The sequence below is a fragment of the Flavobacterium sp. ACN2 genome, assembly GCF_002303885.1.
GTDB lineage: Bacteria > Bacteroidota > Bacteroidia > Flavobacteriales > Flavobacteriaceae > Flavobacterium.
This window is the reverse complement of the sequence record NZ_MRCM01000003.1, coordinates 145,110-156,956: the sequence shown is the minus strand read 5'-3', so window position 1 is coordinate 156,956 and position 11,847 is coordinate 145,110. Positions and strand designations below refer to the sequence as shown.

Genomic DNA, 11,847 nt, shown 5'->3' with positions numbered 1-11,847 from the left:
TTTTTATGAATTACAAAGTTTCATCTAACCATTTGAAGAATTCGCCTTGCCAAACCTGAGCATTCTGAGGTTTTAAAACCCAGTGATTTTCATCTGGGAAATAAACAAATCTACTTTTGATTCCTCTTAATTGAGCTGCTTGGAAAGCTTCCTGTCCTTGCCCGATTGGCACACGGAAATCTTTTCCTCCTTGGAAAATCAAAATTGGTTTGTTCCAATTCTGAACCAGAGTTGCAGGATTAAAAGTTGTATAAGCCTTTTGTGCTACAGCATTATCTTTTTCCCAATATGGCCCACCAAAATCCCAATTGTTAAAGAAAACTTCCTCAGTAGTTCCTAACATAGAAACAGTGTTGAAAACTCCATCATGAGCAATAAATGTTTTGAAACGGTTTTTGTGAATTCCAGCTAAATAAAATACAGAATATCCTCCATAACTAGCTCCAACGCAACCTAAACGGATTTTGTCAACATAACTTTCTTTTGCCACATCATCGATTGCAGAAAGGTAATCGTCCATAACTTGTCCGCCCCAATCTTTACTAATTTGTTCGTTCCACTCAACACCGTGTCCTGGCATTCCACGGCGGTTTGGAGCAACAACTACATAACCTTTAGCAGCCATTAGAGAGAAATTCCAACGGAAAGAATATGATTGTGTCAACGGACTTTGTGGTCCGCCTTGGCAGAATAATAAAGTTGGATATTTTTTTGAAGCATCAAAATTTGGAGGAAGAATCACCCAAACCAACATCTTTTTACCGTCAGTTGTGGTAACGTAACGTTTTTCTGTTTTGCTTAACGATAAAGTTTTATAAGTATCTGTATTTACATTTGAGATTTGTTTCCAAGTATTTTTCTTTAAGTTGAAAGAATAAATCTCACCTGCATGATTCATATCCGTTCTTGTAACAATGATCTCATCGCCAGCCAAACCAACTAAATCATTTACGTCAAAATCTCCGTTAGTCAATTGACGAACATTGATCGCGATTTTAGTTAAACCAGGAAAATTAACCGAGAAAAGTTGTTTAGTTCCATCAACCGGAGCCACAAAAAATACCGTTCTTCCATCTTTACTCCAGATAAAATTATCTACAGTTCCGTCCCAGTTTGCAGTTAAGTTAGTTTTGATTCCTTTAAACTCGACAATAATATCGTTTTTATCAGACTCGTAACCGTCGCGTTTCATTTGTAGCCAAGACAAATTTCCTGTTGGCGAAAATTGTGGAGCAGTATCGTAACCTAAATTACCTTCGGTTTTATTGGTTGTTTTTTGAGTTTCTAAATTGTACTCATAAATATCTGTGTTGGTAGAAATCGCATAAGCAGTTCCTGCTTTTTTCTTGCTCACATAAAAAATGCTTTTGCTGTCTGGAGACCAGATGTAATCTTCGTCGCCACCAAAAGGCTTTTGCGGAGAATCGAAAGTTTCACCTTTCATGATGTCGGTTCCTTTTGCTCCGTCTTTGTTTTCTTTATAAAAAACGTGATTAAACTTTCCTTCGTTCCAAGTATCCCAATGACGGTAATCCAATCCATCATAGATTTGAGCGTCAGATTTATCAAGGCTTGGGTAGAAATCTTTACCTAAAACTTTGTCGATTTTTACTTCATCATTGTAAACAACAAATTTTCCGTCAGGAGAAATATTTTTGTCTTTTAAAACGTCTTTAGTGTCTTTAATTTCAGTTGCATTACCTCCGTTTACTGGAATAATATAAAGTTTAGAAGTCGATTTGTTATCGGCTACAGAAGGTGTTGAAACCTTGTAAACAATATTTTTTTCATCTTTCGAAAGTCCGAGTGGAGTTACTCGTCCTAATTTCCATAACAATTCCGGAGACATTACATTCTGTCCGATAGCATTTAAACTCATCATTATTAAGGTTGTTACTGCTACTTTTTTCATAATCAAATTATTCTTTTTTTTGTGGTGCTAAAAATACAACATTTAAAGGCCAAGTTGTTAAAATCCAAATCCCAAAAAATGTTAAAATTCCAATGTGAAGAAATTCCTATTTTGTCACCCTGAGCAAAGTTGAAGGGCTTATCGAGATGTGGTTTCGACTTCGCTCAGCCTGACAGTTCGAGTAAAATTGTAATTAATGAAGTTTTTGGAATTTGGAATTTCATTTAGTTTTGGATTTTAAAAAATTGTAATTTAACCCAAGATTGGAATTTGGAGTTTAAAATTTGAAATTTATTTTTTAAAATAAAAAATTTATGGAACTAAGCTATTGGGAACTCAAAAATTGGTTTACGAATATAGATTATACTATTGTAGGTAGCGGAATCGTGGGTCTACATTCCGCGTTACGCTTGCGCGAAAGATTTCCTGTTGCAAAAATTCTGGTTCTTGAACGCGGAATGCTGCCTCAAGGAGCAAGTACCAAAAATGCTGGTTTTGCCTGTTTCGGAAGTCTGTCTGAAATTATGGATGACTTAAAAACAAATTCAGAAGAAGATGTTGTAGCACTTATAGAAAAACGATGGAAAGGTTTGCAATTGCTCCGAAAAAGATTAGGAGACGTGGCAATCGATTTTAAACCTCACGGGGGCTATGAATTATTTTTGAAAGAAGATGAATTTGGGTTTAATGAATGTATTTCGAAAATTCCGTTTATCAATGAAATTTTAAAACCACTTTTTAAAGCTGATGTTTTTTCGAAAGAAATAGACCGTTTTGGATTTGGAAATAGTAACGAGTATTTAATTTTTAATCCATTTGAAGGACAGATCGATACTGGAAATATGATGCAAGAATTGCTGAAGCAAGCCATTGCAGCAGATATTTTAATCTTAAATCAGCAAACGGTAAAATCGTATATCGATGCAGGAAATCAGGTCGAAGTTGTAGTGAACGATTTTAGTTTTAAAACCCAAAAACTGCTTTTTGCCAACAACGGTTTTGCAGGAGAATTAACAAAAGGTGCGGTAAAACCGGCGAGAGCGCAAGTGCTTATTACAGAGCCTATTCGCAATTTAGACATCAAAGGAACGTTTCATTTAGACCGAGGCTATTATTATTTCAGAAATATTAATGACCGTATTTTATTAGGCGGAGGAAGAAATCTTGATTTTGAAGGAGAAACAACTACTGAATGTGGACAGACGAAAATTATTCAAAATAGATTGGAAGATTTACTGAAAAATGTAATTTTACCAAATCAGGATTTTCAGATTGCGCACCGATGGAGCGGTATCATGGGAATCGGAAATAGTAAGAATCCTGTCGTATCCCAACTTTCTGAGAATGTATTCTGTGGAGTGCGTTTGGGCGGAATGGGAGTAGCGATAGGCAGTTTAATAGGAACAGAATTAGCAGATTTAATAGAATGAAAGTAACCAAAAAACCGGCACCAAAAACAACTACAAACAAACCAAAACCTAAAACTTCAGCTTCAAAAAAAACGAATCGTTCTTTTGGAGAAAAAGTGAAATGGTTTTTTATCAAAGCCGCTTTATGGTTTTTTGGAATTTCAATAGGATCGGTTGTGTTTTTTAAATATGTTCCTGTGCCGTTTACACCATTAATGCTGATTCGTGCAATCGAAAATAAAATGGGAGGAAAAGAAGTTTACTTTGACCACGACTGGGAACCGATTGAAAAAATCTCAATGAATTTGCAAAAAGCAGTTATTGCCAGTGAAGACGGAACTTTTTTAACTCACAATGGTTTCGATTTTAAAGCATTGCAAAAAGCGTATAAAAGTAATGAACGCGGACGCCGAATTCGAGGTGGAAGCACCATTTCGCAGCAAACAGCCAAAAATGTCTTTTTATGGCAAGGAAAAAGTTATTTCCGTAAAGGTTTAGAAGCGTATTTTACAATTTTAATTGAAATTATTTGGGGCAAAGAACGCATCATGGAAGTTTATTTGAACAGTATCGAAATGGGAGATGGAGTTTATGGTGCTTACGCAGCAACAGAACATTGGTACCGCAGAGATGCTTCGAGTTTAACACCAATGCAGGCAGCAGGAATTGCAGCGATTCTTCCAAATCCAAGAAAATTTAAAGCTACAGGATCTTCAAGTTATATCAATAGAAGAAAAGAACGAATTGTACGTGAGATGCGTTACGTCGGAAAAATCAATTATAATGGAAAAGAAGAAAAGAAGAAGTAAAAAATCGCTTGTTGCTTTTCTAATATTGACCGTAACGCTCACTTTTGGACAAGGAAAAACTGCAGAAATAGGCTTTATATCTGATAACGATTTATATACATCGTCTAAATATGATATGTATTATACCAATGGTCTAGAGCTTTTTTATCGTTTTTTATCAAAAAATGACAATCCAAAAATCAATAAAGAAATTACCGAATTTAGAATTGGGCAATATCTTTACAATCCAAGATTTTTAAACAAAGAAGCCGTTACGGTAAACGATCGTCCTTTTGCAGGTTATCTTTTTGCTGAAGTAGGAAAAAGCTTTTTTTATCAGAGCGAATCGGTTTTAAAGACCGATTTTCAAATTGGTTTTCTTGGCCCGAATGCTTTGGGTGAGGAATTACAGGAAGGTTTTCATAAAATAATTGGCTACAAAAAAGTATATGGCTGGGAAAATCAGATTCATAATGCTTTAGGGGTTCAGGCTCACGCTATTTATTCTAAAAAAATGTTTCCTTCAAAACATAATGATTTTATAGATCTCCATTGGCAGTCAGAAGGCAATCTGGGAACTATATTCTCAGGAGTTTCAACAGGATTTATGGCAAGATTCGGATTTAAAAAATTATTGCCAATTTATGACTCTAATATGCACGATGCTTCGATAAGTACACAAACTCAACCAAACATTAGAGAATTTTATTTCTACGCAGCGCCAAGTGTCAACTATCAGTTTTATGATGCTACAATCGAAGGAAGCATGTTTAATGACACAAGTCCGATTACTTTTGAGTTGGAGCCACTTCGTTTTAATGCCGAAGCGGGTTTAAAATACCGACACAACAATTTCAATATTTCGTATTGTTTTCTTTATCGAGGAAGAGAATTGAATGATCCTGGAATTGATACTAATTCGGGATATTTTTATGGTTCGATAAGGATGGGGTTTTTATTGAGATAACGATATCTCATAGCGCTATGAGATAGTTATGTGGGGTAGTGCTATGAAATAGTGCGTTGCACTATTTTGATGTCTTTTAGGCTTTCAGCCTATAACTAAAAATAGCTCTGAAAGAGCGAAACCAATAGAATAGCGCAACGCGCTATTAACTATTAACAATAGGCCCAACCCAACCTGATATGAATATAGAGAGTTAGCCCTGAAAGGGCGAAAGTCTAATCCCAAAGATAACGTTCGTCATATTCAACATTATATTTGTTTAGAAAGGCTAAAAGTTCTTTTTTGAATGTCTTTTTTCTATGATGTTCTTCTTGGTTTTTAATGTACTTTATCACTATATCTAATTGAGAAGGATTAACAGAAAAAATACCATAACCGTCCTGCCAGTAAAAGTTTGCATAACGCGAATCTACTGTTTTTACCCATTTTGATGATTGTTTTTTTACTTCTTCAACCAATTTCATTTGCGTAATTTTTTTAGACAGCAGACATAAAATATGAACATGGTCAACATGTCCTCCTATTTGAATAGGGTTGCATTCCAAACCTTTGCAAATCCCTCCAAGATAGGCCCATAATTTTTCTTTCAGATTGTCATCAATAAATGGATAACGCTTTTTTGTGCTAAAGACTAGATGCACATATACTTTGTATAATGATTGTGGCATGTTTTTCTCTTTTGTAATTACATTTGATGAATTTTAAGCAGAAAGGTGATGATTTGAAATGCAAATATTGGATGCCTAAATATAGAATTTGGATCTTAAAAGTTTTATTTATGACACAATAGGGCATAATGTAAACTAGAACAAAAAGCCACTTCTGTTTCCAGAAATGGCTTTTTGTTATAATGAATAGATTGGCTTTTAATCCCAACGGCTCAAATTTCCTTCGGCACGTTCAAATAATTCTTCCAAAACATTTTCCAGAGATCTTTCGGGAAGACCAGATTCTAAAAAATCCAGTAATTGATCTGTAGTAGCTTTAATATTATCCTGATGACAATAAATGTTGGTAAAGTTTCCGTTTCGATCAAAAATAACATATTCGCTGCTCTCCTCTATATCTTCTTCAGATGTCATCCAGCCAATACATTGAAAGTTTGAATTTATTTTTTCAGTTTCTTCTGGAGTAAGCAATTTGTATTTCTGAAGTTCTGGTCTGTCATTTCCCCAATAAGCAATAATCATATCGATAATACCTGTAGAATTATGGGCAAAATCGGCTCTTTGCTTCATGTATCGGGTTAGATTTTCAGCAGAAGAAATACAAAAAATCTCATCAGATTCGATACCGCCAATGGTTTTATAAAAGTTTATTAATTCTTCGGGTAAAGGCAGAGAAAAATAAGAAGTCAATTCTTGTATTTCTTCGTCTGAAGCTGGAGACGACTCTTTTATTTCATCGTATTCAAGTTCACACTCGGCGATGCGTGTTTTTATTTGTTCCATGGTTGTCTTAGAATTGATGTTGTTGCAAATGATTATTAATGACGATTATCGCATTGCAGAAAAATCTCCTCATTAGATTTGTCAATAATTGAAATATTTGGGCAGCCGAAAGACATATATTCGAAACCAAAAACAACTTCAGGTTTATTTTTAAAAAGTTTCCCTGTCCATTGGTCGATAGAATCTTCTCCATTTTCATAATTTAATGGAGAAGGAGATGTGCCTTCGCTTTGGCTGAAAAGTTTTTCGATTATAATATCTTTCGTTTTAGAATCGAGAACCAAAAGACGTCTGCCATAAATTATTTTATTGCTATCTAAGTAGTCTTGTAAAAAATATTCATAGCTTTCTGTTTTGTAAAAATACGTATTCCCTGTTACTGTGTTCTTTAGCAAAGTACGGTCGTTATTTTTCATTGCTTTTGATGGATAATCCTTTTTTGCAATTTTTTCCCACTTAATAGGCTTCAAACGTTCTTTTGAAAACGGATTTTCTTTCCCTACATATACCAAAGCATCTCTATAATATTCGCTGAACCCGCTTAAATATTTTTTGCTGATTTCAAACCCAATCATAAAATCATAATTTTGGTAGGGCCAATCTTCTTCAGAAGAATAACCATTTAACATCGCGGCGGTTTTTAGGTTTTTTACAGCAAAAGAAACGTGTTTGTTTTTAGCATAATCGATTATGAAAACAGAATCGGTTTCTGATATGTTTGTTTTAGACAAAAATCTTTTTCTGTAGTTTTTATCAAAAGTGAAATACACAGCATTGTACTTTCCTATTTTTTGGATGTTTGGTAAAGCAAGAGTATCTTTTTCGTCGTTTACAGGATAAATATCTGAAAGAGAAACAAAAGCAACATCGCTGCTGTCTTTTGGAGTAATTGTAAATAAATTGATGCTTTCTTTTCTTGTAGCATCTTCGGTTTGAAGAGTATCGGTTTCAGTTTCTGCGTGTTCTGTCACTTCAGGAAGTGCAGTTGTTGTGGTATTTTCTTTTTTATTGCAGGCAGATAATAGAATTAAAAAAGTGGTTGATAAAAAAAACGATCTTGTTGTCATTATTTAAATTTGATTTTGGATTTCGCTATGTACGAAAGTACTTTAATTTGTTTGAATTTGAAAATCAAAAGTTTAACGCTTGGATAAGTTTTAAAACTTGTTTTTATCTTTTTTCTTACAAATAAAAGGAAGCTTTTTCGTTACATTTGTTGCGACTTACATCTTTTGTAGGGCGATTACTTTGCCACAATAAGGCGGATTTTTTATCTGCCCTAATAAATATGCGGTTTTCGGTACCCCCGTGTGGTGCGTTAATGCGCCCACTGCCCTCTAAAGGTGTAAGTCAACGGGAAAGGCTGAAACCGTATTTTTTTGGCCGGCTAAAAAATTTCTGAAATGACTTACACAGAAAAAACAAGCAGTAAAGAGGTAGGAACTACAACTTCTAAAATCGAAAAAACCTCAAAAGTATTATCAATTAGGCGAATGAAAACTTATGCATTTTATAGGCTTTCGCGCTCTATAGGCATGTATAAAACTCAGCCTGTAATTGTACCGCAGATACGTTTGTGCGGTAATTGGCTCAAAGAAGCTGGATTTTTAATAGATGAACCTGTTGCGGTAACAGTAATGAAGGAAAACTGATTATACAGCCCATGCAAAAAGAATAAATAATAAAGCCGCTCAACTGAGCGGCTTTATTATTTTATCCCGAATGGTCAACATACAAATACCAAACGCCATTTATTTTTCGCATTATTCCTGAAAAGTTACCAGAACTGTTTTTGCCATTTGGAGCTTCGACATTAAATTTTGCGCTTACAAAAGCATCTTTTTTAGAAAGTGGTTCAACAACAAAATCGGTCATAGTTAATTTTCCCATTCTCTCTTTCGGCCAGTGTTTTTTGAAGAAATCGGCAATATTGTTTTTTCCGTATACCACACCAGCACTGTAAATCATTCGAACAGAATCTACGAGAGCATAAAAATCGAGGTAACCTTCGAGATCGCCATTGTTCCAAGAGGTTTGCTGTGCTTTTAAACGTTCGAGTACTTGTTGTGAAATTTTGTCTTGGCAAATGCCTTTAAAAGAAAGTATTAGCAAAAATGCAAGAAATAGAAATTTTAAGTGACGCATATAGTTAGTTTTTTAAGTAATTATAAAATTAATTGTTTTTTACTGCAGTAATTTTTCCTGTGTTTTTATCAAAAGTAACGGTTTTGTTTGGTCCTCCGTAAAATAAAGTGAGCGTTATTGTCGTGGCATTTTCACTTCTAAAAATGATATCTTTTGCCGTTCTGATTTTGATGTTCAAATTATCATTCATAAGCTGAGAGTCGGTGCATTTGATAATTCGTTTTTCGAATAATCCTTTCTTCTCAATTACTTCCAGCCACGGATGGCCCATCGCACTGTAACCCACAATTTGCGCTCTGTAATTTTTATTCAAATCTTTATTTTGGTACAAACCTAAAGATGTGCTTGAAAGCAATAAGGCGAAAAAAGGAAGCATCATAGCAATAATGCTAATAGCAAATGTTACAATTATTGTTGCCAAAAGAAGTTTTGCCAAGAGTTTTTTCCAAAAAACAATAATTATTACAAAGTTGCTTATCAGCCAGAGCCATGATAAAACTACATCGCTATAATAACCACGAAGACTAATTTCTTTAAAGTAATATAAAAGGCAGTCCAGCAAAAAAAGTGCCCAGATAATGAAATAGATTCGTAAAAGTATTTTTTTGCCAGAACTCATAATTTTCTTGAGATATAGTTTAAAGTAAATACTGTAACAATAGATAAAATTGAAATAGGAAGGAAGGAAAATTTAAAAGTATACCTTATTTCTTCTTTAAATAGATAAGTGCTCCAAGCAGATTCTCGATCTACAAAAATGGTGTAATTCCAGAAAAACCAAACAGTAATTAAGATTAGTAATTGAAGTATAATTTTTAGATTACTGTTTTTAATAAATGAAAGAGCCAGAAAAACTATGGATAAGAAAACAGTAGAAAATAAAGTCATTAAATAAGCATCGTCAAAAAAAGAACAATCTAAACAGCCACTTGATATTTTGTCAGAAAAGCTTCCCATTGCCCAATATATTTCAATTAAAGTAAAAACGAAAAGTAAAACTGCAATTATAAGAGGTTTCTTTATGAATGAGAATATTTTGTGTTTGAAGGTTTGATCCATTTGGAAATGTTTGATAAACTATTAAAAATAGCGTGTTTTGAATTTTGTCTCATGCAAAAATAGAAAACAGTTTTTTAAAGAAATATCTTTCAAAGAATATAATTGCATCAAAATAGGTTCTATTAAAAAATAAAATACTTAACTGTTTGATAACATGAAAGATATTTTTAATTATTTACTTTTAATTAAAAATTTAATTATGGATATCAATTGGAACATAATAGCGATTGTAGCAATATTGGTAGTTATTCTTGTTGTGCTAACAATCAGAAAAAATCAGTGGGAGAAAAAGAAATTGGAAAATTTGCTGAACAACGATTTTAAAAAAGCTGAGAAAGATAGAGTTGATGCAGATGATGCTGCGAATGAGAAATAAATTAGAAAATCTAAAAATGAACCCCTTGTAAAATTAAATTTACAAGGGGTTTTTATTTGTGGAGAATACCGGATTCGAACCGGTCACCTTCCCGATGCATCGGGATACTCTAGCCTTTTGTTTCTATTAGGGTTTCAATGTATTTCCGACTTTTCATTTTTTTTATTTGTAATTCTCTTTGATAAGCTTCACTTCTGGTAGCAAATGTTTCTGAATATTTTAATACCCAATCTTTGACAACTTTTGTGAATTTACTTCTGCTATTTAAATGATCTTTTAAACGCTGTTCAATATTTTGGCAGGAACCAACATAGTATTTGTCTAAGGTTTTTGAATATATGATGTAGATATAAAACATAAAATGTGTACTAAAAAAAATACCCAAACAGAATCAGTATCTGCTTGGGTATTTTTAAATTATTTGTGGAGAATACCGGATTCGAACCGGTCACCCCTTGCCTGCCAGGCAAGTACTCTAGCCAAATGAGCTAATCCCCCGTTTATTTGTGAAGAATACTAGATTTGAACTGTCACCCTCCCGATTCCTAATGGGGATATTCTAGCCAAATGAGCTAATCCCCCAAAGTGCTAACAAATAAAGTCAATTAATTCTCAAAAAACAAATTTCCAGAAGTTTCAAAAGAATTATTTTTCAAAAGCGTAACTTTACCTTTAAATGTAATTTTTATGAGCCTAGAAAATACAAATGGAAGCTTAGAAACTTCTTTTCAAAATAATATTGCAACTGTGCAATTTGGTCATCCTGCAAGTAATTCTTTTCCGCGTGAATTATTAAATAGACTTACAGCTGAAATTAATTCTTTAAGTCGAAATGAAGAAGTTTCGGTTATTATTTTAAAAAGCGAAGGAGAAAAAACGTTTTGTTCAGGAGCTTCTTTTGATGAACTTTTAAAAGTTGAAAATGAAGAACAAGGAATTGAATTCTTTTCAGGTTTTGCTCATTTGCTGAATGCGATGCGAAATTGCAACAAAATTATAATTGGACGCGTACAAGGAAAAGCTGTTGGAGGCGGTGTCGGAATTATTTCGGCTTGCGATTATGTATTTGCAACTTTTCAAAGCGATATTAAACTATCAGAATTAGCAATCGGAATTGGACCATTTGTAATTGAACCAGCAGTTTCCAGAAAAATAGGAAAAACAGCAATGACGGAAATGACATTAGCGGCTCATGAATGGAAATCGGCAAATTGGGCTTTTGAAAAGGGACTTTTTTCGGTTTTATACAACGCCGAAAATCTGGATGCTGAAGTAGAAAGTTTTGCGAAAAAGCTAAGTTCATATAATCCTGAAGCTTTGTACGAAATGAAAAAGATTATTTGGGAAGGAACAGAACAATGGGAATCTCTTTTGTTTGAACGTGCTGCCATTACAGGTAAACTCGTTTTGTCTGATTTTACTAAAAACGCTTTGTTGCAGTTTAAAAAATAGGTATGATATAAGTCATTGATTTTAGAAAAATAGGGGCATAGCTTTGAAAAATATTTTAAAATCAAATTTTCACTATATAAATTATTGAACATGACTATTATTTCGTTAATGCAAAAAGTTGACATTGCAGAGAAAATTAAAGATGCTCCAGACAGCGGTTATCAAATTGGCGTTGTCATTGGATCTTTCATTCCGTTTCTAGTTTTGGGCGGAATTGCTTTGTGGATGTATACTCGTGCTAAAAAAAGAGCTAAAAACGGCAATTAATTTGTAAATTTGCAAGCTTAA

15 protein-coding genes and 1 tRNA gene are annotated in these 11,847 nt (G+C 33.7%); 7 read left to right on the top strand and 9 right to left on the bottom strand.

The features are described from left to right. Nucleotides 1-10 precede the first annotated feature (10 nt). A complete protein-coding gene (locus BSF41_RS04580) occupies nt 11-1,912 on the bottom strand; it encodes a S9 family peptidase (RefSeq protein ID WP_095928341.1) in 1,902 nt (633 codons plus the stop codon). A 314-nt stretch (nt 1,913-2,226) separates the two neighbouring features. Between BSF41_RS04580 and BSF41_RS04575 the strand changes: the two genes are divergently transcribed. From BSF41_RS04575 to BSF41_RS04565, 3 genes are read left to right on the top strand one after another with little or no spacing between them, the layout of a single operon-like run. Then, nucleotides 2,227-3,342 (top strand): FAD-binding oxidoreductase, encoded by a 1,116-nt coding sequence (locus BSF41_RS04575; protein ID WP_095928340.1) that lies wholly within the window; start codon nt 2,227-2,229, stop codon nt 3,340-3,342. Then, nucleotides 3,339-4,130 (top strand): monofunctional biosynthetic peptidoglycan transglycosylase, encoded by a 792-nt coding sequence (mtgA, locus tag BSF41_RS04570; protein ID WP_095928339.1) that lies wholly within the window; start codon nt 3,339-3,341, stop codon nt 4,128-4,130. Before BSF41_RS04575 ends, mtgA begins: the two co-directional genes overlap by 4 nt. Further along, a complete protein-coding gene (locus BSF41_RS04565) occupies nt 4,105-5,076 on the top strand; it encodes a lipid A deacylase LpxR family protein (RefSeq protein ID WP_095928338.1) in 972 nt (323 codons plus the stop codon). Before mtgA ends, BSF41_RS04565 begins: the two co-directional genes overlap by 26 nt. 215 nt (nt 5,077-5,291) lie before the next feature. Here the strand turns inward: BSF41_RS04565 and tnpA are convergent, their stop codons facing one another. The 3 genes from tnpA to BSF41_RS04550 form a co-directional block, all read right to left on the bottom strand. Continuing rightward, nucleotides 5,292-5,744: an IS200/IS605 family transposase gene (gene tnpA / locus BSF41_RS04560; RefSeq protein ID WP_095928337.1), complete on the bottom strand. Its 453-nt coding sequence runs from the start codon at nt 5,742-5,744 to the stop codon at nt 5,292-5,294. Between the two features lie 198 nt (nt 5,745-5,942). Beyond that, the gene (locus tag BSF41_RS04555) at nt 5,943-6,527 is read right to left on the bottom strand and encodes an SMI1/KNR4 family protein (RefSeq protein WP_095928336.1); all 585 of its coding nucleotides are present in this window, start codon (nt 6,525-6,527) and stop codon (nt 5,943-5,945) included. Nucleotides 6,528-6,562: 35 nt separating this feature from the next. Further along, complete coding sequence (locus BSF41_RS04550) at nt 6,563-7,594, bottom strand: oxidoreductase (RefSeq protein WP_095928335.1); 1,032 nt, start codon at nt 7,592-7,594, stop codon at nt 6,563-6,565. Between the two features lie 336 nt (nt 7,595-7,930). Between BSF41_RS04550 and BSF41_RS04545 the strand changes: the two genes are divergently transcribed. Beyond that, nucleotides 7,931-8,179 carry a SymE family type I addiction module toxin gene (locus BSF41_RS04545; RefSeq protein ID WP_095928334.1) on the top strand — a complete coding sequence of 83 codons (249 nt, stop codon included), beginning with the start codon at nt 7,931-7,933 and terminating at the stop codon, nt 8,177-8,179. 61 nt (nt 8,180-8,240) lie between these two features. Here BSF41_RS04545 and BSF41_RS04540 read toward each other — a convergent pair whose 3' ends face one another. The 3 genes from BSF41_RS04540 to BSF41_RS04530 are packed head-to-tail and all read right to left on the bottom strand — an operon-like array spanning nt 8,241 to nt 9,731. Further along, a complete protein-coding gene (locus BSF41_RS04540) occupies nt 8,241-8,672 on the bottom strand; it encodes a DUF4440 domain-containing protein (protein WP_095928333.1) in 432 nt (143 codons plus the stop codon). Nucleotides 8,673-8,700: 28 nt separating this feature from the next. Next, complete coding sequence (locus BSF41_RS04535; RefSeq protein WP_095928332.1) at nt 8,701-9,291, bottom strand: hypothetical protein; 591 nt, start codon at nt 9,289-9,291, stop codon at nt 8,701-8,703. Then, the gene (locus BSF41_RS04530) at nt 9,288-9,731 is read right to left on the bottom strand and encodes a hypothetical protein (protein ID WP_095928331.1); all 444 of its coding nucleotides are present in this window, start codon (nt 9,729-9,731) and stop codon (nt 9,288-9,290) included. Before BSF41_RS04530 ends, BSF41_RS04535 begins: the two co-directional genes overlap by 4 nt. A 154-nt stretch (nt 9,732-9,885) precedes the next feature. Here BSF41_RS04530 and BSF41_RS04525 point away from each other — a divergent pair, with 154 nt between their 5' ends. Then, nucleotides 9,886-10,107 carry a hypothetical protein gene (locus tag BSF41_RS04525; RefSeq protein ID WP_095928330.1) on the top strand — a complete coding sequence of 74 codons (222 nt, stop codon included), beginning with the start codon at nt 9,886-9,888 and terminating at the stop codon, nt 10,105-10,107. A 109-nt stretch (nt 10,108-10,216) separates the two neighbouring features. On the opposite strand, the gene BSF41_RS04520 is transcribed toward BSF41_RS04525, so the two are convergent. Continuing rightward, nucleotides 10,217-10,465 carry a GIY-YIG nuclease family protein gene (locus BSF41_RS04520; protein WP_095928329.1) on the bottom strand — a complete coding sequence of 83 codons (249 nt, stop codon included), beginning with the start codon at nt 10,463-10,465 and terminating at the stop codon, nt 10,217-10,219. Nucleotides 10,466-10,531: 66 nt separating this feature from the next. After that, a tRNA-Ala gene (locus tag BSF41_RS04515) sits at nt 10,532-10,605 on the bottom strand. A gap of 189 nt (nt 10,606-10,794) precedes the next feature. Here BSF41_RS04515 and BSF41_RS04510 point away from each other — a divergent pair. Then, nucleotides 10,795-11,559, top strand: a complete 765-nt coding sequence (locus BSF41_RS04510) for an enoyl-CoA hydratase/isomerase family protein (RefSeq protein WP_095928328.1) — start codon at nt 10,795-10,797, stop codon at nt 11,557-11,559. Nucleotides 11,560-11,649: 90 nt separating this feature from the next. Next, nucleotides 11,650-11,826 carry a hypothetical protein gene (locus BSF41_RS23685; RefSeq protein ID WP_008465178.1) on the top strand — a complete coding sequence of 59 codons (177 nt, stop codon included), beginning with the start codon at nt 11,650-11,652 and terminating at the stop codon, nt 11,824-11,826. Nucleotides 11,827-11,847 lie beyond the last annotated feature (21 nt).

What these genes read in the sequence shown, in the direction of transcription:
- BSF41_RS04580 (WP_095928341.1), bottom strand. Translation starts at nt 1,912, where the DNA reads ATGAAAAAAGTAGCAGTAACAACCTTAATAATGATGAGTTTAAATGCT.
- BSF41_RS04575 (WP_095928340.1), top strand. Translation starts at nt 2,227, where the DNA reads ATGGAACTAAGCTATTGGGAACTCAAAAATTGGTTTACGAATATAGAT.
- mtgA (WP_095928339.1), top strand. Translation starts at nt 3,339, where the DNA reads ATGAAAGTAACCAAAAAACCGGCACCAAAAACAACTACAAACAAACCA.
- BSF41_RS04565 (WP_095928338.1), top strand. Translation starts at nt 4,105, where the DNA reads ATGGAAAAGAAGAAAAGAAGAAGTAAAAAATCGCTTGTTGCTTTTCTA.
- tnpA (WP_095928337.1), bottom strand. Translation starts at nt 5,744, where the DNA reads ATGCCACAATCATTATACAAAGTATATGTGCATCTAGTCTTTAGCACA.
- BSF41_RS04555 (WP_095928336.1), bottom strand. Translation starts at nt 6,527, where the DNA reads ATGGAACAAATAAAAACACGCATCGCCGAGTGTGAACTTGAATACGAT.
- BSF41_RS04550 (WP_095928335.1), bottom strand. Translation starts at nt 7,594, where the DNA reads ATGACAACAAGATCGTTTTTTTTATCAACCACTTTTTTAATTCTATTA.
- BSF41_RS04545 (WP_095928334.1), top strand. Translation starts at nt 7,931, where the DNA reads ATGACTTACACAGAAAAAACAAGCAGTAAAGAGGTAGGAACTACAACT.
- BSF41_RS04540 (WP_095928333.1), bottom strand. Translation starts at nt 8,672, where the DNA reads ATGCGTCACTTAAAATTTCTATTTCTTGCATTTTTGCTAATACTTTCT.
- BSF41_RS04535 (WP_095928332.1), bottom strand. Translation starts at nt 9,291, where the DNA reads ATGAGTTCTGGCAAAAAAATACTTTTACGAATCTATTTCATTATCTGG.
- BSF41_RS04530 (WP_095928331.1), bottom strand. Translation starts at nt 9,731, where the DNA reads ATGGATCAAACCTTCAAACACAAAATATTCTCATTCATAAAGAAACCT.
- BSF41_RS04525 (WP_095928330.1), top strand. Translation starts at nt 9,886, where the DNA reads ATGAAAGATATTTTTAATTATTTACTTTTAATTAAAAATTTAATTATG.
- BSF41_RS04520 (WP_095928329.1), bottom strand. Translation starts at nt 10,465, where the DNA reads ATGTTTTATATCTACATCATATATTCAAAAACCTTAGACAAATACTAT.
- BSF41_RS04510 (WP_095928328.1), top strand. Translation starts at nt 10,795, where the DNA reads ATGAGCCTAGAAAATACAAATGGAAGCTTAGAAACTTCTTTTCAAAAT.
- BSF41_RS23685 (WP_008465178.1), top strand. Translation starts at nt 11,650, where the DNA reads ATGACTATTATTTCGTTAATGCAAAAAGTTGACATTGCAGAGAAAATT.